Origin of the sequence: Deefgea piscis (assembly GCF_019665785.1) — a bacterium.
Lineage (GTDB): Bacteria > Pseudomonadota > Gammaproteobacteria > Burkholderiales > Chitinibacteraceae > Deefgea.
The window spans coordinates 105990-131121 of sequence record NZ_CP081149.1; the positions used below are offsets into that span (position 1 = coordinate 105990).

Annotated in this window: 29 protein-coding genes; 17 read left to right on the forward strand and 12 right to left on the reverse strand. The window is 49.8% G+C overall.

Going from position 1 to position 25132, the window contains the following annotated elements:
- Window positions 1-382 precede the first annotated feature (382 nt).
- Together narL and K4H25_RS00565 are read right to left on the reverse strand one after the other, a co-directional pair.
- Entirely contained in the window at window positions 383-1030 is a 648-nt protein-coding gene (gene narL, locus K4H25_RS00560; protein ID WP_221021551.1) for a two-component system response regulator NarL, read from the reverse strand.
- An 11-nt stretch (window positions 1031-1041) separates the two neighbouring features.
- Entirely contained in the window at window positions 1042-2880 is a 1839-nt protein-coding gene (locus K4H25_RS00565; protein WP_221021552.1) for a HAMP domain-containing protein, read from the reverse strand.
- Window positions 2881-3201: 321 nt separating this feature from the next.
- Between K4H25_RS00565 and napF the strand changes: the two genes are divergently transcribed.
- The 7 genes from napF to K4H25_RS00600 all read left to right on the forward strand — a co-directional run bounded on the left by napF (window position 3202) and on the right by K4H25_RS00600 (window position 9292).
- A complete protein-coding gene (gene napF, locus K4H25_RS00570; RefSeq protein WP_221021553.1) occupies window positions 3202-3681 on the forward strand; it encodes a ferredoxin-type protein NapF in 480 nt (159 codons plus the stop codon).
- Window positions 3678-3941, forward strand: a complete 264-nt coding sequence (locus K4H25_RS00575; protein ID WP_221021554.1) for a chaperone NapD — start codon at window positions 3678-3680, stop codon at window positions 3939-3941. Before napF ends, K4H25_RS00575 begins: the two co-directional genes overlap by 4 nt.
- Window positions 3942-3943: 2 nt before the next feature.
- A complete protein-coding gene (gene napA / locus K4H25_RS00580) occupies window positions 3944-6487 on the forward strand; it encodes a nitrate reductase catalytic subunit NapA (RefSeq protein WP_173532579.1) in 2544 nt (847 codons plus the stop codon).
- 64 nt (window positions 6488-6551) lie between these two features.
- A complete protein-coding gene (gene napG / locus K4H25_RS00585; RefSeq protein WP_221021555.1) occupies window positions 6552-7301 on the forward strand; it encodes a ferredoxin-type protein NapG in 750 nt (249 codons plus the stop codon).
- On the forward strand, window positions 7298-8122 hold the full coding sequence (napH, locus tag K4H25_RS00590; RefSeq protein WP_221021556.1) for a quinol dehydrogenase ferredoxin subunit NapH: 825 nt from the start codon (window positions 7298-7300) through the stop codon (window positions 8120-8122). Before napG ends, napH begins: the two co-directional genes overlap by 4 nt.
- Before the next feature lie 12 nt (window positions 8123-8134).
- Entirely contained in the window at window positions 8135-8575 is a 441-nt protein-coding gene (locus K4H25_RS00595; RefSeq protein WP_173532582.1) for a nitrate reductase cytochrome c-type subunit, read from the forward strand.
- A gap of 24 nt (window positions 8576-8599) precedes the next feature.
- Window positions 8600-9292 carry a NapC/NirT family cytochrome c gene (locus K4H25_RS00600; RefSeq protein ID WP_221021557.1) on the forward strand — a complete coding sequence of 231 codons (693 nt, stop codon included), beginning with the start codon at window positions 8600-8602 and terminating at the stop codon, window positions 9290-9292.
- A 58-nt stretch (window positions 9293-9350) separates the two neighbouring features.
- Here K4H25_RS00600 and K4H25_RS00605 read toward each other — a convergent pair whose 3' ends face one another.
- Window positions 9351-10031 (reverse strand): type 1 glutamine amidotransferase domain-containing protein, encoded by a 681-nt coding sequence (locus K4H25_RS00605; protein WP_221021558.1) that lies wholly within the window; start codon window positions 10029-10031, stop codon window positions 9351-9353.
- A 112-nt stretch (window positions 10032-10143) separates the two neighbouring features.
- On the opposite strand from K4H25_RS00605, the gene K4H25_RS00610 reads away from it, so the two are divergent.
- The 5 genes from K4H25_RS00610 (at window position 10144) to K4H25_RS00630 (ending at window position 14302) form a co-directional block, all read left to right on the forward strand.
- Window positions 10144-10938 carry a ferritin-like domain-containing protein gene (locus tag K4H25_RS00610; protein WP_374706362.1) on the forward strand — a complete coding sequence of 265 codons (795 nt, stop codon included), beginning with the start codon at window positions 10144-10146 and terminating at the stop codon, window positions 10936-10938.
- Between the two features lie 503 nt (window positions 10939-11441).
- Window positions 11442-11801 carry a GntR family transcriptional regulator gene (locus K4H25_RS00615; protein WP_221021560.1) on the forward strand — a complete coding sequence of 120 codons (360 nt, stop codon included), beginning with the start codon at window positions 11442-11444 and terminating at the stop codon, window positions 11799-11801.
- A complete protein-coding gene (locus tag K4H25_RS00620; RefSeq protein ID WP_221021561.1) occupies window positions 11798-12673 on the forward strand; it encodes an ABC transporter ATP-binding protein in 876 nt (291 codons plus the stop codon). Before K4H25_RS00615 ends, K4H25_RS00620 begins: the two co-directional genes overlap by 4 nt.
- On the forward strand, window positions 12660-13505 hold the full coding sequence (locus tag K4H25_RS00625) for a hypothetical protein (RefSeq protein ID WP_221021562.1): 846 nt from the start codon (window positions 12660-12662) through the stop codon (window positions 13503-13505). Before K4H25_RS00620 ends, K4H25_RS00625 begins: the two co-directional genes overlap by 14 nt.
- Window positions 13506-13525: 20 nt before the next feature.
- Window positions 13526-14302: a GIN domain-containing protein gene (locus K4H25_RS00630; protein ID WP_221021563.1), complete on the forward strand. Its 777-nt coding sequence runs from the start codon at window positions 13526-13528 to the stop codon at window positions 14300-14302.
- Between the two features lie 167 nt (window positions 14303-14469).
- Here K4H25_RS00630 and K4H25_RS00635 read toward each other — a convergent pair whose 3' ends face one another.
- Entirely contained in the window at window positions 14470-15780 is a 1311-nt protein-coding gene (locus K4H25_RS00635; RefSeq protein WP_221021564.1) for a carbohydrate-binding protein, read from the reverse strand.
- Between the two features lie 140 nt (window positions 15781-15920).
- Between K4H25_RS00635 and K4H25_RS00640 the strand changes: the two genes are divergently transcribed.
- The 4 genes from K4H25_RS00640 (at window position 15921) to K4H25_RS00655 (ending at window position 19368) form a co-directional block, all read left to right on the forward strand.
- The gene (locus K4H25_RS00640; protein ID WP_221021565.1) at window positions 15921-16814 is read left to right on the forward strand and encodes a helix-turn-helix transcriptional regulator; all 894 of its coding nucleotides are present in this window, start codon (window positions 15921-15923) and stop codon (window positions 16812-16814) included.
- A gap of 121 nt (window positions 16815-16935) precedes the next feature.
- Window positions 16936-17181: a hypothetical protein gene (locus K4H25_RS00645; protein ID WP_221021566.1), complete on the forward strand. Its 246-nt coding sequence runs from the start codon at window positions 16936-16938 to the stop codon at window positions 17179-17181.
- A gap of 99 nt (window positions 17182-17280) precedes the next feature.
- Window positions 17281-18591 (forward strand): polyamine export protein PaeA, encoded by a 1311-nt coding sequence (gene paeA / locus K4H25_RS00650; RefSeq protein WP_221021567.1) that lies wholly within the window; start codon window positions 17281-17283, stop codon window positions 18589-18591.
- 216 nt (window positions 18592-18807) lie between these two features.
- The gene (locus K4H25_RS00655; RefSeq protein ID WP_221021568.1) at window positions 18808-19368 is read left to right on the forward strand and encodes an RBBP9/YdeN family alpha/beta hydrolase; all 561 of its coding nucleotides are present in this window, start codon (window positions 18808-18810) and stop codon (window positions 19366-19368) included.
- A gap of 80 nt (window positions 19369-19448) precedes the next feature.
- Here K4H25_RS00655 and K4H25_RS00660 read toward each other — a convergent pair whose 3' ends face one another.
- From K4H25_RS00660 to K4H25_RS00680, 5 genes are all read right to left on the reverse strand, one after another.
- Window positions 19449-19979, reverse strand: a complete 531-nt coding sequence (locus K4H25_RS00660) for a YfaZ family outer membrane protein (RefSeq protein ID WP_221021569.1) — start codon at window positions 19977-19979, stop codon at window positions 19449-19451.
- 104 nt (window positions 19980-20083) lie between these two features.
- A complete protein-coding gene (gene cyoE, locus K4H25_RS00665) occupies window positions 20084-20983 on the reverse strand; it encodes a heme o synthase (RefSeq protein WP_221021570.1) in 900 nt (299 codons plus the stop codon).
- Window positions 20980-21987, reverse strand: coding sequence for a COX15/CtaA family protein (locus tag K4H25_RS00670; protein WP_221021571.1), 1008 nt, complete (start codon window positions 21985-21987; stop codon window positions 20980-20982). The genes cyoE and K4H25_RS00670 overlap by 4 nt, the downstream gene beginning before the upstream one ends.
- A gap of 94 nt (window positions 21988-22081) precedes the next feature.
- A complete protein-coding gene (locus K4H25_RS00675; RefSeq protein ID WP_221021572.1) occupies window positions 22082-22549 on the reverse strand; it encodes a hypothetical protein in 468 nt (155 codons plus the stop codon).
- Window positions 22533-23264 (reverse strand): SURF1 family protein, encoded by a 732-nt coding sequence (locus K4H25_RS00680; RefSeq protein ID WP_221021573.1) that lies wholly within the window; start codon window positions 23262-23264, stop codon window positions 22533-22535. The genes K4H25_RS00675 and K4H25_RS00680 overlap by 17 nt, the downstream gene beginning before the upstream one ends.
- On the opposite strand from K4H25_RS00680, the gene K4H25_RS00685 reads away from it, so the two are divergent.
- Window positions 23248-23424, forward strand: a complete 177-nt coding sequence (locus K4H25_RS00685) for a DUF2909 family protein (protein ID WP_221021574.1) — start codon at window positions 23248-23250, stop codon at window positions 23422-23424. The two genes, K4H25_RS00680 and K4H25_RS00685, sit on opposite strands and share 17 nt — an antisense overlap.
- 67 nt (window positions 23425-23491) lie before the next feature.
- Here K4H25_RS00685 and K4H25_RS00690 read toward each other — a convergent pair whose 3' ends face one another.
- The 3 genes from K4H25_RS00690 to K4H25_RS00700 are packed head-to-tail and all read right to left on the reverse strand — an operon-like array spanning window position 23492 to window position 25040.
- Window positions 23492-24358, reverse strand: coding sequence for a cytochrome c oxidase subunit 3 (locus tag K4H25_RS00690; protein WP_221021575.1), 867 nt, complete (start codon window positions 24356-24358; stop codon window positions 23492-23494).
- Entirely contained in the window at window positions 24355-24540 is a 186-nt protein-coding gene (locus tag K4H25_RS00695; protein ID WP_221021576.1) for a DUF2970 domain-containing protein, read from the reverse strand. The genes K4H25_RS00690 and K4H25_RS00695 overlap by 4 nt, the downstream gene beginning before the upstream one ends.
- A complete protein-coding gene (locus K4H25_RS00700; protein ID WP_221021577.1) occupies window positions 24537-25040 on the reverse strand; it encodes a cytochrome c oxidase assembly protein in 504 nt (167 codons plus the stop codon). The genes K4H25_RS00695 and K4H25_RS00700 overlap by 4 nt, the downstream gene beginning before the upstream one ends.
- Window positions 25041-25132 lie beyond the last annotated feature (92 nt).

Genomic DNA, 25132 nt, shown 5'->3' on the forward strand with positions numbered 1-25132 from the left:
TTGAGGGCGGTAGACGCCCATACAAAGCGCGGTATTTGTAGGAGCGGGCTTGCCCGCGAATGCGAGCTCAATAAGGAGAACCTTCACTGGCAAGCCAGCTCCTACGCTGCTCTTCTGTAGCAGAGACATCAACAGCTATATCGTTTGGCTCACGACAGCGACGCTGGGTGCAGAGCTCACAAAGGAGCTGGGCGAGATCAAAATCGCCTTTCTTTTCCCCTAACTCTTTGACGAGCAAAGAGCTAGGGTTTCCGCCACTGACTGCGACTGTAAACAGCCGTGCCGCAGGCACTTAAAATCATCAACACGTAATCTGAACAAAGTCATTTTTTATTAGGTATTTAATCACAGAGCATATACAGAATACTCTGTATTAATATACCTACTTAATCCCCAGCTCCACAGCCCATATCGCCGCTTCAAGGCGGGAACGAAAGCTGAGTTTTCTAAGCAAGCTTTTCACGTGCACCTTAACCGTGCCTTCGGCAATGCCCAGCTCACGACCGACTAATTTATTCGATAGTCCATGCGCCAAACATACTAAGATTTCGCGCTCGCGATCGGTCAATGATGCCAACATCGCATTACGCTCGCTGCCATCGTCTTCACGCAAAGCCAAAGCCAAGGCGCGTCCCAAGCGTTCTGGAATCGCCATTTGCCCGTCAAGTGCTTCGGCCAAACGCGCGACGATTTCTTCGGGCTCCATATCTTTTAATAAATAACCATCCGCACCCGCACGCACTGCGGCGACCAAATCGGAGGATTGATCCGATACGGTGAGCATCACAATGCGCGAATCAATATCGAGCTCCTTCATCGCGCGCAGCGTGGCAATCCCGTCCATACCTTTCATATTCAAATCTAAAATCACTAAATCTGGATTGTGTTCTTGCACCAACAGCAGTCCTTCTGCGCCGCTGGCGGCTTCGCCCACAACGACAAATCGTGGATCGAGTGCCAACAGCTGCACCACACCTTTACGAAATAGCGGGTGATCATCGATTACGATGACATTAAATTGTTCGTTCATTTTCTCGATTCTCAAGTCGGTTGCGTTGAATTAGACGCCGCAAACGGCGTAGTCGGAATAAAGCGTAGTTCTATCAGTGTGCCACAGGGCTCACGGCGTAAAAATTGTAATTCACCATTTAAATTGGTCGCGCGATCGCGCATGATGCCCAAACCATAATGCTGCTTACGCTCTGGATAGTTGGCTAAACCCACACCATCATCGGCGATTTTGACCACAATCTGTTCATTATCCCAAGCCAAACTTACCCAAGCATGCTGCGCCTCGGCATGGCGCTCGATATTGACCAAGGCTTCGCGAACAATTTGCAAAATATGTATCTCTTCATGCGCCGCCAATTCAACGCCGAGCAAACGATTATCAAGGCTAATACTGTGCTGTGCTCGATCGACAAATTCACTGACGGTTTTTTCCAACGCCTCGGTTAAACCACGCTCGTTCATTTGTAAGCGAAAGGTATTGAGTAGCTCACGCAATTGTCGATAAGCGCCATTTAAACCTTCACGCAGTTCAAACAATGCCGCATTAGCGGTATCACTGCGCTGCGCCTCAGGGAACTGATTTTGTAAACGCACCACTTGGATTTTTAAATACGACAGCGATTGCGCCAAAGAGTCATGCAACTCGCGCGCAATCACACTGCGCTCGTCATGCAGCGCCAAGCGATGCAAATCTTGTTTGCGTTTGGCATTGGCCAGCGCCGTACCGATTTGCCGCGCCACGGCTTCAAGTAACTGCTGCTGCCAATCAAGTAAAGCCTGCTGAGTTTTAAGCTGAATCGGCATAATGCCGTAATTATTAATGCCATCGGTGAGCTGAAACACTGGGGTGTTATTCGATTGTGCTGTGGCGTTCACGCCTTCAACGCAGTTGGCACAATCATTTTTATCGCAGTTTTCAGCGGCAGTGCTCGGTATTAAAGCCAAGCGGAAAGCTTGAGGTGCTTGTTCGGTTTCAGTGAGACAAATCGCCGCATGCTCCAGCTCGATTAAAGCGCCAACATCCACTAAGACCTGATCAAACGTCGCCTGATTTGGCTCTTGGTCGGACAATAACTGCTTGGTGCTATACAGCAACTCTAAGCTGCGCTGATTTTGCGATAAAGCTTGGGTTTTTTCGAGCACGCGCGCTTCCAGCACTTCGATGCCGAGCGCCAGCTCAGCCACCATATGATTCATCGCTTGGCCCAATAGCGTAATTTCACCGGCGCCGTCTTCAGGGGCTTGAACGCTTAAATCCCCTTGTTTGATTTTTTCGGCAGCTGCGGCCATGGCGACTAAAGGCCGAGTCACTCGCCGAGTGAGCCACAATAAAGTCAGCACAAATACAATCGCCATACTGCCCATCGCAATCCACTGAATCTGTCCCAACCACTGTAAACGCGCCTCGTGTTTGGCTTCTATGGCTTGCACATAGGTATCAATCAAATCCACAAAATGCACCGCTCTAGAGAGCAAATTATCATTGGTATGCGGTGCAGCCAAAATGCCTTTGACCTCAGTACGCCATGCTTTTTCTAGCTGATCATACGCATGGCGAACGGAGTCACTCGGGTCGGTCGAAAGGTTTTTGAGTAATTCGGGGCCATATAAATCGCGCTCAAACTCTTGGACGGCTTGCTGCAATGCCGGCATATTGCTCGAAACATGCGATGGCGAAGCCAAATGGGTAGCCACGATCAGATAGGTTTGCTTGCGCAGTGAACCCGCGACATTGATCGCCGTGCCTTCCCCTGTCGAATACACCACGGTAACCCAACTTAAGAATAAAGCTAAAAAAGCGGGCAAAACCATGAAAAGCAAGGCTTGTGTAATGAAGCGCAAGATTGAAGCTTGCCGAAAATAATTCATGATGCGCAAAAACCATACCTCCAAATTTCCATACTCACGATAGTGCGGTGATTCAACAGCAAAAACAATCGTCAATCCGCACAACAATTCACACAAAGCAAGCACGCTGCGCCTCGATCACATGGCTTGTCATGCCGAGTTGGCCAGCAAAACTCGAGTACACCACGCCACCCTGCTTTAGGCAACCTAGCCAAACTATCGACCTACCTCCAAAGCAATACGTTAATTTCAAAAGAAAAACCCTACCCCCTTAAGGGCATTGTCGGCTTTAGAGCCACCGAATACCCTTATTTTTATCTAATTATAGGGTTGAATGCTGCTGTGGATGTATCACGCCGCAATCTATTACGAGGCCGCCGCCCACAAACGTCGACCACGCCGGCACCGCCATGGTCAGCAGAGGATTTTTTTACTCGCTGTACACGTTGTGGCGACTGTGTCAGAGCTTGTCCCAGCCACATTATTCAACTGGGTAGCGGTGGTTTTCCGACGATCAATTTTTCACAGGGTGAATGCACATTCTGTGCCGATTGCACCACCGTGTGCCAGAGCAAGGCGCTCGATTTAGATCGTTGTACGCCTTGGCATTTACGCGCCAGCATCGATGATCGCTGCCTCGCGCAACACGGCGTTGATTGCCGAATTTGCGGCGAAAGTTGTGATGCCAAAGCCATCCACTTTGAACTGGCTATCGGCAAAGTGGCACAGCCGCGAATTCAAACCGAGCAATGTACCGGTTGCGGCGCGTGCTTTGCCCCTTGCCCCAGCCAAAGCATCCAAATAAGGGAGTGTCTTGTATGAATATTTTCAGCCTCGTGATCCGCGCCGTTCCTGGCCAACTTGACGCAGTCAAAGCCGCAGTCGTTCAAGTGCCCGGCGTTGAGATTCACGTCGAGCATGAAGGCAAGCTGATTATCACCGTTGAAGACGTACCCGGTGTGCGCTGCACAGAAATGCTGACCCGAATTCAAAACATCCCCAACGTCGCCTCAGCCACGTTGGCCTATGAATATTGCGACGAAGAAAACGCGCCGCCAAAAACATTAAAACAGGAGCAATGAGCATGAGTTTAGACCGCCGTGACTTTATTAAAATATCCGCTGTTACTGCTGCCGCCGCCAGCGCGGGTATTCCGTTAGCACAAGCCGCCCCCGCCAAAACCCTGCCGGCAATGGCAGGTGATGGTAAAGACGCGATTCGTTGGGACAAAGCACCTTGTCGTTTCTGTGGTACTGGCTGTGCCGTCTTGGTCGGCACGCAAAATGGCCGCGTGGTGGCCACACAGGGCGACCCTGATGCCGAAGTCAATCGCGGTTTAAACTGCATCAAAGGCTATTTCCTTTCTAAAATCATGTACGGCTCAGATCGCTTAACTCAGCCGCTATTGCGTAAAAAGAACGGCAAATACGATAAAAACGGTGAATTCACGCCAGTGAGCTGGAATGAAGCGTTCGACATCATGGAATTGAAATGGAAAGACGCGCTCAAGACTAGCGGCCCAGAATCGATTGCGATGTTTGGCTCAGGCCAGTGGACCGTTTGGGAAGGCTATGCGGCAGCCAAGCTCATGAAAGGTGGTTTCCGTAGTAATAATCTGGACCCTAATGCACGCCATTGTATGGCTTCGGCAGTGACTGGCTTTATGCGTACCTTTGGTATGGATGAGCCGATGGGCTGTTATGACGATATCGAAGTCGCCGACGCATTTGTGTTGTGGGGCTCGAATATGGCCGAAATGCATCCCATTTTATGGAGCCGCATTACCGACCGCCGTTTATCCAACCCGAAAGTTAAAGTATCAGTGCTTTCAACTTACGAGCATCGCTCGTTTGAATTGGCCGACAGTGGTTATGGCATGGTCTTCACGCCACAAACCGATTTGGCGATGATGAACTTCATCTGTCATCACATCATCTCTACTGGTCGAGTGAATCAAAAATTCGTTAAAGACCATTGCAAATTTAAGCTCGGCACGACCGATATTGGCTACGGTTTACGCCCGAACAATCCATTAGAAAGCAAAGCCACCGCCAACGGTTACCCAGGTGCCGACGGTAAGCCTAAGGGCAATCCAAACGATATGAGTGATTATTCGTTTGAGCAGTTTGCTAAATTTGTTGCTGACTATCCGGTGGATAAAGTCAGTAAATTATGTGGCATCCCGCAAGACCGCTTGATTGCTTTGGCTGAACTCTATGCCGATCCAAAAATCAAAGTGACTTCGTTCTGGACCATGGGCTTTAACCAGCACACCCGTGGTACTTGGGCGAACAATATGATTTACAACATTCACTTGCTCACCGGCAAAATCGCCGAGCCCGGCAATAGCCCATTCTCATTGACTGGCCAGCCTTCAGCCTGTGGTACCGCGCGTGAAGTCGGTACGTTTGCGCATCGTTTGCCAGCCGATATGGTGGTGACCAACCCAGAACATCGCAAAACCGCCGAAAAAATCTGGAAGCTGCCCGATGGCACGATTCCGGGCAAGATCGGTTTGCACGCCGTAGCCATGGCGCGCGCGATTAAAGACGGCAAAGTCAAAGTCTACTGGCAGCTTTGCAATAACAATATGCAAGCTGGCCCAAATATTAACGAAGAACTCTACCCAGGCTGGCGTCGTCCAGACACCTTTATCGTGGTGTCTGATCCGTATCCAACTGCGTCAACTTTGGCGGCCGATTTGATCTTGCCAACCGCAATGTGGGTGGAAAAAGAAGGTGCATTTGGTAATGCCGAGCGCCGCACGCAATTCTGGCGTCAACAAGTCAATGCCCCGGGCGAAGCACAATCTGATTTGTGGCAGCTGATGCAATTTGCCAAACGCTTCAAAGTGGAAGAAGTTTGGCCAGCCGATTTGATCGCCAAACAAAGCAGCGTAAAAGGCAAAACCTTATACGACATCTTGTTTATGAATGGTCAGGTCAATCAATTTAAAAACACTGATTTGCAAAAAGGCTTTGAAAACTTTGAAGCCAAGTTGGCGGGTTTTTACGTGCAAAAAGGCTTGTTTGAAGAATACGCCCAGTTTGGTCGCGGCCACGCGCATGATCTAGGCCCATTCGATCTTTACCATAAAGCACGCGGTCTACGCTGGCCGGTGGTGAACGGTAAAGAAACCAAATGGCGCTACCGTGAAGGCTATGACGTTTATGTGAAAAAAGGTGAAGGCGTACGCTTTTACGGTAACAAAGACGGCCGCGCCAACATCATCGCGCTACCGTATCATCCGCCAGCAGAAATGCCGGATGCCAACTTTGATATGTGGCTATGTACCGGTCGTGTGCTAGAGCATTGGCATACCGGCACGATGACGCGCCGCGTTCCTGAGCTGCATAAAGCAGTACCCGAAGCGATGGTGTTTATGAATCCGAATGATGCCAAAAAACGCGGTTTGCAGCGCGGTATGGTGGTCAAAGTGGCTTCACGTCGCGGCGAAATCAAAGCGCGCCTCGAAACGCGCGGTCGTAATAAACCACCAGTGGGTTTGATCTTCATTCCATTCTTTGACGAAGGCCGTTTGGTCAACAAGCTGACTTTGGATGCAACGTGTCCAATTTCTAAAGAAACCGACTACAAAAAATGTGCGGTTAAAGTCGTTAAAGCCTAATGGGAGATGGGTATTGCCTTCTAAACATTGCTAGCAATGATTTGGATGGCAATACCTTTATAAAATGAAAGCAACACCAAATCGACGACAGTTTATAAAAAATAGTGCAGCCGCCTGTGGTGGCGCCCTAGTGCTGTCTAGCGGCTTGGGGGTTTTGGCCAGTCAACAAGCGAAAGCACTGCCGGTACAAGCATTACGTCCGCCCGGAGCTTTGCCCGAAACGCAGTTTCAAAGTGCTTGCGTGCGTTGCGGTTTATGCGTTCGCGATTGTCCTTACGACACCTTGAAACTCGCCAGCTTAGGGCAAGGCATAGGCTGGGGAACGCCGTATTTTGCTGCACGCAATATTCCTTGCGAAATGTGTGAGGATATTCCCTGCGTCAAAGTGTGCCCAACTGGCGCTTTAGATCACCAGCTCACCGAAATTAACGACGCGCGAATGGGCTTGGCCGTGCTGCACGACCAAGAAACGTGCCTAAATTTTCTCGGTCTGCGCTGCGACGTCTGCTATCGCGTTTGTCCGGTGATTGACCAAGCCATAACCTTAGAAACCATTCATAACCCACGCTCAGACCGACATGCGATGTTGATCCCAACAGTGCATTCCGATTTTTGCACCGGCTGCGGCAAGTGCGAGCAATCGTGTGTGCTACCCAAAGCAGCGATCAGCGTTTTGCCGCGCTCGTTGGCGCAAGGGCAATCGGGCGAACATTACCGTAAAGGTTGGGAAGAAAAAGCCAACGCCGGCGGTGAATCATTAATCGGGCCACAAATTGCCTTACCGCCCAATCTGCCAGAGAAGGAGTCGCCATGAGGTCATTTTGGCAACGCAATCGCTGGCTGATTTTACGGCGTAGCAGCCAACTCTTGATTTTGGCGCTGTTTTTAATCGGCCCGCTGCTCGGTATTTGGTGGGTTAAAGGCACGTTGGCGTCGAGTTTTAGCTTTGACTTTTTACCGCTGACTGACCCGATGATTTTGCTGCAAACGTGGCTAGCTGGGCATACGCCTGAAAGGCAAGCCGTGATCGGTGCCGCGCTGGTACTGGGTGCGTATTTGATTGTCGGTGGCCGAGTGTTTTGTAGCTGGGTTTGTCCAGTGAATTTAATCACCGATTTTGCCCGCTGGTGTCGTAGCCGATTGGGTTTAAAAGCCGGGCAGCAAGTGGCCAGAAATACCCGTTATTGGCTATTGGCTGGCGTCTTACTGCTGTCGTTCATCACGCAAACAGTCGCTTGGGAATGGGTGAATCCGGTGACAGGGCTGCAGCGCGGCATGCTGTTTGGCATGGGTTTAGCGTGGGCGATGGCGTTGGCCATTTTTGTCTACGACACTTTTTTGGTCAGCCGTGGTTGGTGTGGGCATTGGTGTCCGGTGGGCGCTTTTTATGCACTGGTCGGTAAAACCGCGCTCATTCGCATTACCGCCCCCAAACGTCATGCCTGTGATGACTGCATGCAGTGCTTTTATGTTTGCCCCGAACCACAAGTGATTCGTAGTGCGCTCAAAGGCCAAGGCAGCCCGGTGATTGTGGCAGGCGAATGCACCAATTGCGCGCGCTGCATCGATGTTTGTGATCAAGACGTTTTCAAAATTAGCCATCGCTTTAATCAACATACTGATTTACCACTTTAAGGGAGAAATACAATGAAAAAACTAGCCTGTATTTTAGGAATGCTATTGGCCTTTGGCCTTGGCGCCATCGGCGTGCAAGCGGATGAACTCAAATCACTGCGCGGTACCGAAGCCGTGAGTGGCGACGTTGCCCCTGAGCATTACCGTTGGGAGCGCGATAGCCGTCCACTGCCACGCCAGTTTGTACAGCAACCGCCGTTAATTCCGCATTCCATCAAGGGTTATAACGTCACCACTGAATACAATAAATGCCTCGATTGCCATAGCTGGGATCGCACCGCTGAAACTGGCGCCACCAAGGTATCGATTACCCATTTCAAAACCCGTGGCGGCACTGAGCTAACCAATATTTCTCCACGCCGTTATTTCTGCCAGCAATGCCACGTACCGCAAACCGATGCCAAACCACTGGTTGGTAGCTCGTTTAAACCTGCCAATGGCTTAGTGAAATAATTCGCCCACAAAGGAAGATGCATCATGAGCGAAAGCAAACCTAGCCTTAAAGCACGACTGTGCGAGCGACTCAAAAAACTACGGACGATTAAAATCGGTATCGTTGGCATTGTGATTGCCTTTGTCGTAGGGATTATGTTTTGGGGCGGTTTTAACACCGCGCTGGAAATGACCAACACTGAAAAATTCTGCCTGTCTTGTCATGAGATGGCCGACAATGTGTATCCGGAATATCAAGATACGATTCACTACACCAACCGCTCCGGCGTGCGGGCCACTTGTCCAGATTGCCATGTGCCGCATGAGTGGGGCCCAAAAATGATTCGTAAGATTGAAGCGTCGAAAGAAGTCTGGGGCATGTTGACGGGGACGATTGATACCCGTGAAAAATTCCTCGCAAAACGCGAACAATTAGCGCAAAACGAATGGAAGCGAATGAAAGCCAATGATTCGCAAGCCTGCCGTAATTGCCATAATTACGAGTATTTTGACTATATGGAGCAAAACTCACGTTCAGCCACCGCCCACCAAAAAGGCTTTGCTGAAGGCGCAACGTGTATTGACTGCCATAAAGGGATTGCCCATCAATTACCTGCGGTACACCAAAATGTACGTGCTGGCGAAGCAGGTGTGACCGCCGAAGTGATGCATCCAACGCGCAATAAAGCCAGCGCTGCCAGTGCGGTGGACGATGATGATTTTGCTGGGATTGAATAAAATTTAAGCAATACAAAACGGGGCTCGATTGAGCCCCGTTTTTTTATCCAGCCAATAATTAGGCTTGCAGTTGCGCCAATAATTGCTGCGCCACCAGTTCCGACGACGCTGGATTTTGCCCGGTAATCAAATTACCGGCACACACGGCATACGGCTGCCAATCTTCGCCTTTAGAATACACGCCGCCTTTGGCAACGAGCTCATCCTGTAATAAAAACGGCACCACGTCGGTTAAACCAACCGCAGCTTCTTCTGAATCACTAAAGCCAGTCACCGCTTTACCCGCCACCAAAGGTTGGCCATCGGGCGCTTTTACATGCCGCAACGCTGCTGGCGCATGACACACTAAGGCAACGGGTTTGCCCGCCGCATACATGGTTTCTAGTAAGGCAATCGATTGTGCATCTTCGGCTAAATCCCACATTGGGCCATGGCCGCCGGGATAAAATACCGCATCGTAATCGCTGGCTTTTACTTCAGCTAATTTAAGCGTTTTGGCCAAAGCCGCTTGAGCGGCGGCATCTTGTTTAAACCGCGTCGTGGCTGCAGTTTGAAAATCCGCCGCATCACTTTTAGGATCTAGCGGTGGCTGGCCACCGAGTGGTGACGCCAGCACCAGCTCAGCGCCAGCATCGAGTAGCAAATAATACGGTGCGGCAAATTCCTCAAGCCAAAAACCGGTTTTTTGACCGGTGTCGCCCAGTTGATCGTGCGAAGTCAGTACCATTAAAATTTTCATTGCTGCTCTCCAAACCGTCTCACGCTGGCGAATGCCAGTCGTGTTTCACCCTGTTGATCTTAGACCCTTGCCAGCCCGCTATCAGCGCGTAATACTGGCGCTGCTTTTATCTTTGGAACTCGCCGTGTTTGCTGCTGCCTTTGCTGCCTTAATTGAATCGAACCCCCAGACTAAAATCGCCAAACTGAGCGATATTCATCTCGAACAACGCGATCCGCTCGACCCCACGCCGATTATTGCCGTTGCCAGTCCCGGCCGCCCGACTCACCCTGAGTTGGTCGCACCCAAAGATTTACCTCGCCGCCGCAATTTGGCTGAAGCTGAAAACCGCGCAGCCCTGTTGCATGCTTTTGCGCATATTGAATTTAACGCCATTAATCTAGCGCTGGATGCACTGTATCGGTTTCGCCAGATGCCCGCGCAATATTATGCCGACTGGCTCAAAATTGCCGTTGAAGAAGCGTATCACTTCAATCTGCTTTGCGAGCATCTACAAACACTCGGCTTTGCTTATGGCGATTTTCCAGCACATAACAGCTTATGGGAAATGGCGGTCAAAACCGACGCCGACGTGATGGCCAGAATGGCCTTGGTGCCGCGAATTTTAGAAGCGCGCGGGCTTGATGCCGTGCCGCCGATTCGACAAAAACTCGCCAATATCGGCGATCAGCGCGCGTGTGAAATTCTGGATATTATTCTGGCCGATGAAATCGGCCATGTGCGCATTGGCAACCATTGGTATCACTGGTGTTGCCAAGAGCGCCAACTCGAACCCATTGCCACTTTTGTCGCGCTGCTACGGGATTATGAAGCGCCGGTATTTCGCGGCACCCTCAACCACATCGCCCGCCAAGCGGCCGGATTTACTACTGAGGAAATGGCTTTAATTGAGTCGTTAAAAGAATAGGTAAATAACCAATCAAACCCAACAATCGGCTTGGTTCAAATTACGGATTGATGTTTTTTAAGTGCCTGCGGCACATTTATTTACAGTCGCAGTCCGCGACGGGGACCCTCTTTAGCTACGCAGAAACTTCGTTTTCTTTGACTCGCCAAAGAAAGAGGGGGAAAGAAAGGCGCCCCGAGCGCGCACAGCTCCGCTGTACCCTCGATCGATCGTGAGCCAAACGGTAAAGCTGTTTGTCTCCCTCCTCACTCGGTGCGCTTGGACGGGGTTTTAAGCCCCAGACCAACGAGCGCGGCACAGCATTAACCCAAGCTACGAATTTTAAACATGACGTATTGTCTTATAAGCATTTGAATAAAAAGCATACAAAGCAATACCCAGTAAAACTTTGCCTATTTTTTACCTTTAACTACCTCACATTCCACAAGAATCCATCGTAACACTTGCCAATCGCTAAACTCACACCTATAGTGTGCTACATACCTAACACACAAGCACAGAACATGGCCGACTGGAATAATCAATCGCCTATCTATTTGCAGCTGGCCGAATGCCTAAGCCAAGCCTTGCTCGATGGACGACCCCAAGAAGGGCAAGCGATGCCTTCGGTGCGGCTATTGGCTGCCGAATATGGCCTTAACCCTCTCACGGTGAATCGTGCCTTGCAAGCGATGGTGGATGCCGGTTTGCTCGAAAGCCGCCGTGGCTTGGGAATGTTTGTTTTACCGCAAGCGAGCGAGCGATTGCGCGCTGCTGATCGTGCGCGGTTTTTAAGCCAAGAATGGCCGCTACTGCGCGCCAAATTGCAACGTTTAGGCATTAGCGCCAGCGATTTAGACTGGCATGCCAAGGAGTCCGCATGAACGACTTAGTCAAAGTCAGTGATTTAAGCATTCGCTACGGCAACAAAACCGCGGTCAAGCAGATCTCGTTTGCTTTACCTGCTGGGCAAATTGTCGGTTTATTGGGCAGTAATGGCGCCGGGAAAACCTCGCTGATGCAGGCGATGATGGGCTTGATACCTTATCAAGGCCACATTGAAATCTTAGGCTTTAATCCGCAAACTCAGCGCGAGGCGATGCTAGAACACGTTTGCTACATCCCTGATGTGGCGATTTTGCCGCCGTGGATTGTCGTGGCCGATTTACTCAAATTGATGTGTGGCCTGCATCCAAGATTTAAGCTCGAACTAGCGCAGCAAAAGCTGGCGCAAACGATTATTCCGCTAAACGCCAAGGTCAAACAACTGTCGCGCGGCATGATTGTGCAACTGCATTTGGCCATCATTAGCGCCATTGACGCCCAGCTGATGATTTTGGACGAGCCAACGCTAGGGCTAGATATTCCAGCCCGCAAAGCGTTTTACGATATGTTGATCAACGATTGGTGCTCTGACACGCGCACGGTGCTGATTGCCACGCATCAAGTCGATGAAATCGAAAATCTACTCTCGAATGTGATGATGATTAATCATGGGCAATTGGTACTCAACGACAGCATTAGCGATCTGGATGAGCGCTTTATCGGCGTGCGCTATGGGCTAGACGCCGCCGCACAAATCGAAGCGGCCGCACCGCTGCATCGTTTTCGGCAAATGGGCGGTGAATGCGCAATTTTTGCTGGCAATGCGCCCGCCAATATTGATCAACTCGGGCAAACCTTCCGCGTTGAACTTGCCGATTTATTTGTCGCCTTAGCACAACCGAGCATGGAGAAACCACATGCAACAATTTAAAACTCTAATGCTGCGCGAATGGATGCAGCAACGCCGATCTTGGCTGCTGCTAGGCTTGTGGACGCCTGTCATTGCATGGGCGCTGCTGTATATCGTGCTGATATATCAAGGCATGCCGCAGTTTAATAGCGCAACAATTTCGGATGCGGCCAAAGTTGCGAGCTTTGGCATTTCAACTCAATCGAGCATGGTGCTGTATATCGCGCTGATTGGTGTCTTGCTGACGATTCCGGGTCTACCGTACCGTGATAAAGATGATAAATCGTTGTCATTTTGGCGCTCTTTGCCAATCAATGAAGCCAATGCGGTGATTGTGCCGGTGTTGATGAATGCGCTGCTACTGCCTTTATTGGCCATCGTGCTCGCAATCGGTCTGAATTTATTGCTCTCTACGCCACTGTGGCTACCTCACTGGACAGCACTCATGGGAGCGAACCTGTTGCTGGCATTGATTGGTTTTAGCCTGCAGGCCCTACTAACCTTGCTGTGGTTTTTACCATTAGTCCTATTGTTGGCATTAGGTAATAGCACGGTTCGCCGCTGGGGGATTGTGATTGTCTTAATTGGCGCATTTATGGCGCAGTCCCTACTCGGCAGCCTGAGCAATTACGCGCCCGCCAGCCGTTTTGTGGATATCTATTTTTCGGGTTTGTTTGGTGTGATGGATCAAATCGATTTAGGCCGCCTTTTGAGTGCGAGTAGCAATCTATCCGCTCAAGTTGGCAATCTGCTGCGCTTTGCCATTAACCTACCTTTTGTTATGACGCTGATAATCAGTGGACTATGCCTCACCGCGCTGATCTGGCGGCGCAAAGCCGGTCAAACCGCATAAATCTTTGGGGGGAAAGCATCATGATTAAATTGAAGCCGCTAAAAAAATGGTTATTTCCAGCGTGCGTGCTGGGCGTATTGGTTTTAGGTACAGTCACTGTTGGGTATTCAAAACCTAACCCACATTTTGTGATTAATGATAATGGCTCTGCAGCATTTGAATTTGCACTGCAAAGCAAAGGTGCGATTCAACCTAGCGGTAAAGTGGTGCAGGTTTTGCTCAGTAAGCAAGGGGCGAAATTAATTAATCATAGCCCTGTGAATGTGCGGCAATTTTCTTCGCCGAAAGCAAGTGTTGAGTTAGATGAGGCGCTGCTTGCCGAGTTAGATCAGGACTTATTGGCGCAAGGCATTATCCAGCTACGCACCGAGCAAAATATCAGCCCCAATATGCCAGCGATTGTTTTTAATAGCGCCCTGGTGGCTGATCAAAGCGTTTATCAAAGCGCTTTGGTCGAAGTAGAGAATTACGGCTCAGGCATCACTAGAATCCAATCACCTAATTTGAAGCAGATCAGTGTTTCTAATCGTGGCACAGGCCAGGTCGAAATATTGACCAACACAGTTCAATCGGCCGTAGTCACTAACTACGGTGTTGGCGATGTCTACATGCCGAATGTGGGAAACATTGAAATCGATAGTCGTGGGACCGGCAACGTCTACGTTGAAAATGCCGAAACGGCGACGATTCAGTTGTATGGCATTGGCACAGTTTCATTTGCCAACGAGCCAAAAATCAATTCAACCATCAAAGGGATGGGGAAAATCAAAACCAATACCCCGCATCCTTATCAATAAGGGTCAGCCACTGTAATACACATGCAGTGGCCCCTTAGCGATATTGGTGTTGAATAAAAGCAATATGCCGCTAGCTGGCAGCAACACATCATCGGAAAAAACCCAATAACAAAAGGTATCTCCACCTAGCGCATTACAATCAATGACTAGGTAGAGATACCCTTAGATTAACGAATGTTTTTCACTGCGGCCAGCCCTTGCTGGCGCAATTGCTGAACTTGCGCTTCTACCTCGCTGGTGCTCAATTGTTGATCTTGGCGGTGGTAAACCCAATCGATGTCTTCTTGGTATTCACGCAGCTCATTACTCTGAATCAGCCCGCTGCCGTTAAACCACAATTGAAACGACAAATACATCGGATGGTCTGGCTGCGCTTTACCACGGTAGCTTTGCACTAAACGGCCATCGATATAAAACCGAATTTCGTCGTTGTGTACATTCATCACCAGCGTATGCCAGCCGGCAAAGCTTTGTTGGGTAGCGACGGCGACGTGATTTTCCGGATCATACGCAGCAATGGCGTAGGTGCCGCTCCACATCGTTGGAGCAGGAATTCCCCAGCCACCATTAGGTAGGTATTCAAAATCGATTTCGCTATACGGCTCAGCACCTTCGATATAGCGCGTGATACCAAAGAAGGTTTGCACGACAGAATCACCATCGGGCCCTTGCACTGGCGCGTCGGTAAAATACATTCGCGCCGCCCAAGTGCCATTTTGATAACGCGCTTCGGTCGTCATTAGCTCGACTTGCGAGCTTTGCCCGCCATTGGCTCGGTTGCCTACGACTTGGTCGGCGCTGATATTGCTACTGGCTTTTAAGCGCATCAGCGTATTGCCAGGCAGCGCAGCATCGCTCAAGAACGAGATATTGTTTGGACTCCATTGCCCATTACTCAATCCCGGGCCGCCATCCCAGCTGCGTAATAGCCAGCCATTATTCGCCAGTTGCGTGGTATTGCTATAGCTAAAGTCATCAAACAATAAGCCCTCTGTAGCAACCGGCGTGGACTGATTACAAGTGCCTAAATCCAGCCAGCCGCCCCAAGTGTCTTGGCTTTGCGGCGCACGATCGACCCACCATTTGGCAGTAAAATTACGTCCTTGATAACTGATATTGGCGCCAGCGGTATACACCTTGCCGCTCTCCCAAGGCGTGCTGCAAACCCCATTCGGTGCGGGGCTTGGGCTTGGGCTTGGGCTTGGGCTTGGGCTTGGGCTTGGGCTTGGGCTTGGGCTTGGCAGGGTACTGCCGTTGGCCCCCAAGTCAAGCCAAAGCGTCGCTGAAACCGCCGGATTCCAACCCGCCCCGACATAGGCCGTATGCGCAGTAATGGCCTGATAAGTATGGTTTTGATAACTTACCCGCTGGCCCAGCGAGTAGGTTTTTCCTTCTTGCCAGACTGGATCTGCAGCATATGCAACACTTGCCACGCCAAAAATCGTAGCGGCCAAGATGGCCCTGTTAAACTCATTCATCCTGTCTCCATCCTGTTCATTTTTATAATAATGAATCAAAGTCATTGCTCACCCTAAAGCCGCAGTGAGCCAGCCACACTAAACGATGAGGAAGAATGACGAAATAGCAGAATGACACTTGCATTTTGTCCGAATCGAACATGTCGATGATCTATCAAGAGTTATTTGAGATTGGCCCAGAAACGCAGCAAATGAGCGTTGGCGTACGTGCGTTTCATCACCCGCAGCTGACCAGTCTTGCCGAGCATCATATTCACTTTATGGGCGTGTCCGAGGCGCGTGGGCAGTTTCATATTGAGCGAATGGGCGCGCCATTTCATATCTTATTGATTGGCGTGGAAGGACAAGGCGACATTATTGATGGCGAGCGCAGACTGACTTTAGGGCCCAATCAACTCGCGGTATTACCGGCGTATGGCCATCGTGGTTTTCAGCGGCGCAGTGAACATTGGCGCTTTGCATGGTTTTTGCTCGATGACGTGCCGTATTGGAATAAACTCGCGGGCAGCGATGCGAGCGTTGTTTCGGTGCAATACGCACATAATCTATTTTATGCCCTACATACATTATGCTTTGAAGCGCGAATCAAACAGCAATCTCAAGCCGGCAGTGCGCTGCAATTGGTGATGACTTTATTACAGCGCATGCTCAACGGCGCGGTGCAAAGCGTGGCATTGCCGGATCGATTACAGCAATTATTTTCCGGCATTGCTTATGCGCCAGCTCAGAGCTGGCGGGTTGATGTCCTAGCGCAGCAATATGGCGTGAGCGCCGCGCACTTTCAAAGACTGTGCCTCAAATATTTGGGCGCTACGCCGCAGCAATTGATTATTCAGCAACGCATGCAAAGAGCACATCAATTGCTATCGAGTGGCAATCATAGCGTCAGCGACGTCGCGATTATGGTGGGCTATGAAGAAATCGCCAGTTTTTCGCGGCGCTTTCGCAGTCACTTTGGTTTACCACCGGGCGAAATAAGCCGCGCGCAACATCGCAAATGTGCCGACACCCACCCCAGCGTAACGCCAAGCTGACAAGCTGTAGCTATCTAGCTGATGATTCACGGTATAAATACCACCACCCTTTGGCGTTTTTACGCAGAGAATCAATTACTTAAACGATAAAATTAGCAATTGATTATATTGATAATGTGTAATGCCTAGCTTATTTTCCAAATTACTAAATCTTGAATCGCCTTCTGCAGCAAATACCGCAGCGATGAACGCCCATTCACCCAACAATCACCATATTGAAGTGCAAGAGCTGGATGTCGAAAGCTATATCAGTGAGCTATGCCAATTAATCGCCAAAAATAAATTCGACCCTGATTTGCGTAAAGATTATGAAGCGCAATTGGCGCAAATTGCGCGGCATACGCCGGTGCGTGCACGCACCCAATAAACCGCAATGACGCGATACTGCAGATAAAACTGATTATTTACTGTCGATTTACGACAGAACTCGTTATGCTACAGAGCTGATCATTGTTGGATTTAGCCAATGAATTTACTCAGTAGCACGCTGCTGATTGCCTTATTGATTGCGATTAGCGCCTTTTTATCGATTTCAGAAATTTCGCTCGCCGCCAGCCGTAAGCTCAAACTAGAGCAAATGCGCGATGAAGGCGATGCCCGCGCCGGTCTGGTTTTGGGCCTACAGTCGCAACCTGGGCACTTTTTTACTGCCGTGCAAATTGGCGTTAATGTCGTCGCTATTTTGGCCGGTGTGCTCGGTGAAAGCGTCTACGCCCAAGCCTTTACCCAATTTTTTAGCCAATACATTCATCCGGCGCAGGCGCAAAGTGTCGGTTCGATTGGTTCATTTCTGATTGTCACCACCGCATTTATTTTAATTGCCGACCTCATCCCCAAACGAATTGGCATGGCGGCGTCTGAAGCCGTTGCGGTGCGGATTGTGCGGCCAATTTTATTCTGTGTTTCTTGCTTACGGCCTTTGGTTTGGTTTTTTAATGGCTTAGCCAACTGGGTGATTGAGCGCCTTGGCTTACCTGCCGCACGTTTAAATGACATTACCACCGAAGATATTTTGGCTTTAGCCAATGCCGGCGCTTTGGCTGGGGTGGTCGCCAAACAAGAGCATCAACTGATTGAAAACGTTTTTGAGCTCGAAGAGCGTACCGCACCATCGAGCATGACCGCGCGTGAAAACATTATCTGGATTGATCGCTTGGAAAGCGATGAGCTGATCAAAAATAAAATCTTGGCGCATCCACACGCCAAGTTTCCGGTATGTATGGGCAATATTGATCAAGTGATTGGTTATGTCGATTCGCAAGATATTTTAAGTAATGTGTTACGCGGTGAAAGCATTTCATTGCGCGGCGATGGGCTATTGCGCAATGCGCTGATTTTACCCGAATCGCTGACGCTAGCTGAAATCATGGCGCACTTTAAAGCGGCGCGCGAAGACTTTGCCGTCATCATCAATGAATATGCTTTAGTCGTTGGTCTGATTACGATGAATGACATTACCGGCATGCTGATGGGCGATCAATACATCGCCCCTGACGAAGAGCAAATCGTCCAGCGCGATGAAAACTCGTGGTTGGTTGATGGTATTACCGCGATTGGTGATTTAGAGCGCGTCTTACAAATCGACGCTTTTCCCGATGATGACCAATACGAAACCATTGCCGGTTTTATGATGTATATCTTACGCAAAGTGCCCAAGCGCACCGATTGCGTGATTCATGCTGGGTTTAAATTTGAAGTGGTCGATATCGATCATTATAAAATTGACCAATTGCTCGTCACCCGCGTGCAAAACGAGAATTCAAGCTCATCCGTTTAACTCGGCCAGCAGCGCTGATTATCCTCAGCGCTGCTGCGCGTCTACATTCCAAATCCAGCTTACTGTGGCTAAATTTACTTAAAATATTATTTTCATGTAATTTACATGACAAATAAACGAACAGTAATATACCATTTACGTAACAATATATTGAGCTGCTGTGACAGTGTGTATCACAGGCAGGCTGCGGCTTATGGCTTCAAAAAAGGATAAAGAATGAATTTTCTGATTGTTCCCGGTTTGAATGGTTCTAATGAAGCACATTGGCAAAGTCGCTGGGAAAAAACCAATAGCAACTTCAGTCGCGTTGAGCAAGCCAACTGGGATTGTCCGCAACATGATGCTTGGCTGGCTAATTTAGACGCGGCAGTACAACGCTCAGGGCCAGACACGATCTTAATCGCTCATAGTTTAGGTTGTTTACTCGTTGCCAATTGGGCGGCACAAACCACTAAATCAATCCGTGGTGCTTTGCTGGTCGCGCCGCCCGATCCAGATAGCCCCCATTTCCCAACGGCAGCGATCGGTTTTGATGCGCTTTCAAAAGCGCCACTGCCCTTTCCTAGCATGGTCGTCACCAGCAGTAATGATCCTTATGCTTCACTCGAATTTGCCATCCACACGGCAACGGCTTGGGGCAGTAGCTGGAAAAACCTCGGCGCTTACGGCCATATCAATGTGGAGAGTGGTTTTGGTGATTGGCCCGCAGGACTCGCTTTACTCAATCAATTACTCAGCCAATGCCAACAACTGGAATTAAGCGCTAATTTGGCTTAGGGTCAGCGCTGGTTTGATGGGCAAAAATAAAGCGAGCGCCATTGGCACTCGCTTTATTCATTTGTGCTGCATTAAACCAATTAGAATTTCAAACCAACACCAGCGTACAAGCCGTCCGCTACAGTACGGGTGTAGCGATCATGAAACTCGGCTTGGCTAAAACGGTAACCAAAATCAATTGCGATGGGCTTGCTGATATTAAAGCGAACACCAACAGAAGAATCAACATAGCTAGTCAAGCTGCCTGAAGATGCAAAGCTTGGTGCCCAATAGGCGCTGCCGTAAATTGAGAATTGCTGAGTCAATGGGATGGTCAAATCGCCACCAAATGACAGCGCATATTCTGTATCGCTGTAATTAAAGTCGAGCAAATTGGCCTTAGCACCCACCGTCAAGGTATTGTCACCGAGTGGAATATTCTTACCCAAGCCGATATTGGCAATCGTATTTTCGTGATCGTAGTTGTATAACAAATCAGCCGAAAGCTTGAGTTGATTGATGTTATTACTGTAATGCGCACCGACGTATTCATGACCAATTGAAGATGAAAAATCGCTTGCATGTGCGCCAACAGAAAGTGCTAAAGCACAGGCAGTGATATAAAAACGCATGAAAATAGTATCCGACAGATAAATTGGCCGCAAAGCTTACAGTTTTTATGCGCGTCGCCGCTATGTACAAATGTACAGATCGGCACATTTGGCTGAATTTAGCGTTAAAACCACGGTAAACGCTGGCAATAATGATCCAATAACAAAGCGGCAAACAGCCACGCTAAATAATAAATCGAATAGCGAAACAGCGCTTTGGCCAATGCATCACTGGGCTGACGATACAATTGCCACGCTCGGCGCAAAAACCCGGCATTGAGCCAAATCGCGGCCAGAGCATACACGCCAGCAGAAAATCCCAAAGCCAATGGCAATAAAGTCGTTGCCGCCAAAATCCATGAATACAACCAAATGGCTAATTGCGTAAAAGCGCGGCCATGCGTCACCGGCAACATGGGCAAGCCAACACGGCGATAATCATCTAGTCGATATAAAGCTAAGGCCCAAAAATGCGGTGGTGTCCAAGCATAAATAATCAAAAACAACACTGCCGCCTCGGGCGGAACTGAATTAGTCATTGCTGCCCAACCGAGCACTGGCGGCATCGCGCCCGCAGCGCCACCAATGACAATATTCTGCGGCGTTAGTGGCTTTAACCAATGGGTATACACCACTGAATAAGCAAAAAAGGTAGCTAGCGTTAAATACATAGTGAGTGTATTTACAAACAAGCCCAATATCACTAAACCCAAGCAGGTGCAAAACAGCGCATAGGCAGCCGCCCATTGCCAAGATAAATGCCCTTGCGGCAATGGCCGCAAATGCGTTCTCACCATTAAGGCATCGCGCTGGCGTTCCAAAATACAGTTAGCGGCAGCAGCGCCAGTTGCCACCAAAGCAATGCCAACACAAGCGGCAAACAATGCTGACCATTGCATACTGCTGGGCATGGCCAAGAGCATCCCAATCAAGGCGCAAAAAACAATCAGCGCCACCACACGCGGCTTACCCAAACGCAATAAATCACTGCCGCGATGCGATACAACGATGGCCAAGCTATTCATATCGAGCTCCTGACCCACGCCGCTTCAAGGCGCGCAGTCGCAGTGTATTGAGCCGCCGGCACGCGCGCGGCGATAAAAACCAAGATCGCTAACAACAACGCAGCGCCGCCGTTATGCGCCACAGCCAAAGGCAATGGCAATGAAAACAGCACATTGCTAATCCCAAGACTCACTTGCAGCAATAATGCCGCCGCCAACGGCAACGCAAAACGACTTGAGCGCTGATGTAATAAATAAATTAAGCGCCCAATCACCAGCAGCACCAGCATGGCGCCAAGGCGATGCAAACTTTGGATTGCGGCGAGATGCACCAAGCTTAAAGATGCGCCATCGGCCGTTTGCCCCAATACGCGATCAGGGCGAAATGCATCCCATACGCTGCTATGCCCAGCGAGCTCGTTTTGGCAAAACACCGAAGTTGAACACGCCAAGCCAGCATAATTAGTCGAGACCCAACCGCCCAAAATAATCTGTCCAGTGAGCAGTAAAAGCGCCAGATAACAAGCCGATCGCACCTCAGCAAAAACCGCCGGCAGCGGGGTGGCGATACGGCCTGCCATCGCGACCAATAAAGCCAGCAAACTCATACCCCCCAATAAATGCGCCGTGACTACCGCTGGCATGAGTTTTAAAGTTACCGTCCACATGCCAAGCAGCGCTTGAAAAACGATCAGCAATACCGGCAAAACAATCAACCATCTTGGCAAACGATCTGGCCGCTGCCGCCACAATACCATCGCCAAAACCAACACCAGCACGCCTAAACCGGCGGCCACATAACGGTGCAGCATTTCTTTACTGCCTTTGCCTGAATGCACTTCACCGCCAAAGGTTTGCTCGGCTTGGGTAATTTCGTGCGGCTCATCGGGTGCGGTGAGTTGCCCGTAGCAACCGGGCCAATCAGGACAGCCTAATCCGGCATCGCTTAAGCGCACATACGCTCCCAGCATCAGTAAGGCGAACGTCCAGATAATGGTCAATAGCAATAGCGCTCGAATCATCATTCACCTCAAGTAAAGTCGATAGACCAAAGTTTTCTTGCCTCGTTGTCTCGTCTGGTCGTACTCAAGTACTGCCGGCAGCTGCAACGCCTTGTCGTTAAACTTTTGTACTGAGACTTAAACCACGATTGTTTTTTAAAATCGTCGCAATCTCTTGAATGGTTTTTTGCCGCCCAGCGACGTCTTGCAACAACGTTGGCGGATAAAAAATCACCGCATTGCCATGCGGATCGATCAGATATAAACCCGAGGCAAAATGCGTCGGCAATGGCATAGCACACGCCGCAACACTGCGAATCCGCCCACGCTCGCGGCCTTGGGCAATTTGCAATTGCTGAGCGCTCTTCATCAATTGAGTGGCCAAATCGCTGCAGCCAGCAGCGTCATGCGCCACCAAGCGCCATTGCTGATCGGCAGCTACCACCGGTTGCGCCAATAACTGCCCGTAGCTTTCGCCGCCTTTAACGTCACCGCTAACCCAAAACCATTGCGCCAATAACACTGGTGAGATACATAGCGCCAGTATCGATATCAAAACAAATCTGGATCTAGCCTTTGCTGACATACCCCCTCCTTGCGGCCAAATAAAACTGCCACCATAAATACGCCCCCAAAGCACTCATCAGCCACCAACTAAGGGCATACGCCAAATGCCGCGCCACCCCCATCGGTCTATCCACCGTTAAAGGATAAATACCTGCAGGCGCGTCTAGTGCAACACCATAAGCCATTGGCATGGGTAAATGCGCCCAAGCGGCAAAACGGCCAAGATCTAAATTTTGAAATACCCGCCCCTGAATCGGCGTCGCGCCCAGCTCAATAAAACGCGGCCATGGCTGAATCGTGACCCGTGGCGCTTCTGTCGCCGCTGGTGGCAGCATCAGCTCGCCTGGCGACCACCAACCGCGGTTGACCATCACAATCGAGCCGTCTTTTAAGCGAAAAGGCGTAATCAGGTGATAACCCAACTTACCATCCAGCATGCGTTGATCCAGCATGATTTCAGCGTGGTTAAGCCACTCGCCATCGAGCAATAAAACCCGCCATGCTGGCGGACTTCCTTGCGACCAAGTGAGTTCGGGTAAGCGTTGTTGGGTGGAGATTTGTTCGATTAAGCTTTGTTTTTGATTAGCCCGCCACAGCTGCCAAGCGCCTAAAACGAAAGTTAAACAAACTAAACCGGCCAGAAAAATCAAAGCGGCATACTGCCGTTTGCGCAAAATCTGTTGATTTGGCTTAAGCTGATGAGCTGGAGGATTGGGAATGAAAATCGTACTCATAGGACTGCTCCTAACCATCATGGCACTACTTGCTCTGGCTTTAACTCAGCTAATCCGTGGTGGATCACAACGCTTATTGACCTTACTCGCATGGCGAGTTGCTTTATCGATTGGTTTATTTTTATTCTTGATGCTCAGTCGCTTTATGGGATGGATTTAATCCAAGATTGAAGCAATTTAATCTGGCCCAGCGTGCTGAGCAGCTCAGGCGAGACCAAACCACCGACTTAGAGCCAATACACCAGAATAAACAACAATAACCACACCACATCGACAAAATGCCAATACCAAATCGCCGCCTCAAAACCAAAATGAGCTTGCGGTGTAAAGTGCCCTTTTTGTACGCGAAACCACATCACCGCCAAAATAATCGTTCCTACCAACACATGCATGCCATGAAAACCGGTCAGCATATAAAACGTCGCGCCATAAGCACCTGAAGCCAAAGTTAAATGTAGCTCATTCCATGCATGACGATACTCATACGCCTGCAAACACAAAAACAGCGAACCGAGCAAAACGGTAATGCCTAAGCCCAGACTGAGTTGCTGCCGTTTGTTTTGCATTAATCCCCAATGCGCCCACGTTAACGTCAGGCCCGACGTCAATAAAATCGCGGTATTAAGCGCCGGTAAACCCATTGCACCCATCGTGTGATAAGCATCTGTGGTTGGCCCAGTTGCCATCGGCCAATTGGCTGTAAACTCTGGCCACAGCATGCTTTGCGTATCGCTAAAAAAGCCCAGTTCAGGCACTGAAATTACCCGGGTATAAAATAAAGCGCCAAAAAAAGCGGCAAAAAACATCACTTCAGAAAAAATAAACCAGCTCATTCCCCAACGAAATGAATAATCCACCTGCTGACCATATTGCTGTGCCGTTGACTCTTTCACCACGTCGCCAAACCAGCCAAAGAGCATCCAAATTAAAATCGCCGCGCCCAGCAATAAGCTCCAAGTGCCCAGCGAAATTTGATTCAGACTCAGTGCCGCCCCCAAGCCCATAAAAAACAAGGCCACCGCTCCAACCACGGGCCAGCGCGAAGGGGGCGGCACGAAATAATGTGCATCGTGAACGCCGTTTTCTACATTCATGCTCCACCTCTCACTAAATACCTTGCCAAAGCCAACAAGAGCGCCGCCAGCAATAGCGCGCACATCACCGCAGCGGCGATTAAATAAGGCAATTTAAGCGGCGCTCGCTCGGCGTTTTTGCGACTTCTTACACCAAAAAATCCCGCCAGCACCGCCAATATCGTCGCCCATAAGGTCTTCATGGCGGGGCTATTTTTTGCAAACTATATGACAAAGTCGCAGCCCCCATTTCGGCGGGCAATTGATCGGCGACTAATAACACCACCGTCACTTCACGGCGCTCTTTGGCCGCTATTTGCAATTGATCAAAACAAAAGCATTCTAATTTTTGTAATAAGCCAGCCGCTCGAACCGGGGCAAAGCTCGGTACTGCACGCACCTGTAACACTTGATCTGATTGGTTTTGCAGTACAAAGCGCGCTTTAACAACTCCGCCGGCTTTGGCCATCACCACCGGATCTAAAGCTTGCATCGTCATCGGTAAATCAGCTGCCACATTGCTATCAAACTCTAAGCGCAAAGCCGCGCCCGGCAGAGTAATGTCCGCCTGCGCACGATCCAAGCCGATGGCTTTACAAAATGCGCTATACAGCGGCGACAAGGCGTAGCCAAACCCAAACATCAACACCGCCACCGCCATTAAGCGTAGTGCCAAACGCTGATTTTTTTGCGTTAAATCCATCGTTGATCCTTGCTGATGCGAGGTTAAACAGTGAAATAAACCTGTCTGAGCATCACGGCGATAAAAAACAACGCCGCCAGCAAGACCAGTTT

Excerpts from the sequence above, each read along its gene's own strand:
- K4H25_RS00620 (WP_221021561.1), top strand. The coding sequence starts at position 11,798 with ATGAACGACTTAGTCAAAGTCAGTGATTTAAGCATTCGCTACGGCAAC.
- K4H25_RS00675 (WP_221021572.1), bottom strand. The coding sequence starts at position 22,549 with ATGTCAGCAAAGGCTAGATCCAGATTTGTTTTGATATCGATACTGGCG.
- K4H25_RS00600 (WP_221021557.1), top strand. The coding sequence starts at position 8,600 with ATGAGCGAAAGCAAACCTAGCCTTAAAGCACGACTGTGCGAGCGACTC.
- K4H25_RS00690 (WP_221021575.1), bottom strand. The coding sequence starts at position 24,358 with ATGAATGTAGAAAACGGCGTTCACGATGCACATTATTTCGTGCCGCCC.
- K4H25_RS00635 (WP_221021564.1), bottom strand. The coding sequence starts at position 15,780 with ATGAATGAGTTTAACAGGGCCATCTTGGCCGCTACGATTTTTGGCGTG.
- K4H25_RS00625 (WP_221021562.1), top strand. The coding sequence starts at position 12,660 with ATGCAACAATTTAAAACTCTAATGCTGCGCGAATGGATGCAGCAACGC.
- paeA (WP_221021567.1), top strand. The coding sequence starts at position 17,281 with ATGAATTTACTCAGTAGCACGCTGCTGATTGCCTTATTGATTGCGATT.
- napG (WP_221021555.1), top strand. The coding sequence starts at position 6,552 with ATGAAAGCAACACCAAATCGACGACAGTTTATAAAAAATAGTGCAGCC.
- K4H25_RS00615 (WP_221021560.1), top strand. The coding sequence starts at position 11,442 with ATGGCCGACTGGAATAATCAATCGCCTATCTATTTGCAGCTGGCCGAA.
- K4H25_RS00595 (WP_173532582.1), top strand. The coding sequence starts at position 8,135 with ATGAAAAAACTAGCCTGTATTTTAGGAATGCTATTGGCCTTTGGCCTT.
- K4H25_RS00695 (WP_221021576.1), bottom strand. The coding sequence starts at position 24,540 with ATGAAGACCTTATGGGCGACGATATTGGCGGTGCTGGCGGGATTTTTT.
- K4H25_RS00630 (WP_221021563.1), top strand. The coding sequence starts at position 13,526 with ATGATTAAATTGAAGCCGCTAAAAAAATGGTTATTTCCAGCGTGCGTG.
- K4H25_RS00655 (WP_221021568.1), top strand. The coding sequence starts at position 18,808 with ATGAATTTTCTGATTGTTCCCGGTTTGAATGGTTCTAATGAAGCACAT.
- K4H25_RS00605 (WP_221021558.1), bottom strand. The coding sequence starts at position 10,031 with ATGAAAATTTTAATGGTACTGACTTCGCACGATCAACTGGGCGACACC.
- napH (WP_221021556.1), top strand. The coding sequence starts at position 7,298 with ATGAGGTCATTTTGGCAACGCAATCGCTGGCTGATTTTACGGCGTAGC.
- K4H25_RS00660 (WP_221021569.1), bottom strand. The coding sequence starts at position 19,979 with ATGCGTTTTTATATCACTGCCTGTGCTTTAGCACTTTCTGTTGGCGCA.
- K4H25_RS00640 (WP_221021565.1), top strand. The coding sequence starts at position 15,921 with ATGTCGATGATCTATCAAGAGTTATTTGAGATTGGCCCAGAAACGCAG.
- K4H25_RS00700 (WP_221021577.1), bottom strand. The coding sequence starts at position 25,040 with ATGGATTTAACGCAAAAAAATCAGCGTTTGGCACTACGCTTAATGGCG.
- K4H25_RS00685 (WP_221021574.1), top strand. The coding sequence starts at position 23,248 with ATGAAAATCGTACTCATAGGACTGCTCCTAACCATCATGGCACTACTT.
- K4H25_RS00575 (WP_221021554.1), top strand. The coding sequence starts at position 3,678 with ATGAATATTTTCAGCCTCGTGATCCGCGCCGTTCCTGGCCAACTTGAC.
- napA (WP_173532579.1), top strand. The coding sequence starts at position 3,944 with ATGAGTTTAGACCGCCGTGACTTTATTAAAATATCCGCTGTTACTGCT.
- cyoE (WP_221021570.1), bottom strand. The coding sequence starts at position 20,983 with ATGAATAGCTTGGCCATCGTTGTATCGCATCGCGGCAGTGATTTATTG.
- K4H25_RS00565 (WP_221021552.1), bottom strand. The coding sequence starts at position 2,880 with ATGAATTATTTTCGGCAAGCTTCAATCTTGCGCTTCATTACACAAGCC.
- K4H25_RS00645 (WP_221021566.1), top strand. The coding sequence starts at position 16,936 with ATGCCTAGCTTATTTTCCAAATTACTAAATCTTGAATCGCCTTCTGCA.
- K4H25_RS00670 (WP_221021571.1), bottom strand. The coding sequence starts at position 21,987 with ATGATGATTCGAGCGCTATTGCTATTGACCATTATCTGGACGTTCGCC.
- narL (WP_221021551.1), bottom strand. The coding sequence starts at position 1,030 with ATGAACGAACAATTTAATGTCATCGTAATCGATGATCACCCGCTATTT.
- K4H25_RS00680 (WP_221021573.1), bottom strand. The coding sequence starts at position 23,264 with ATGAGTACGATTTTCATTCCCAATCCTCCAGCTCATCAGCTTAAGCCA.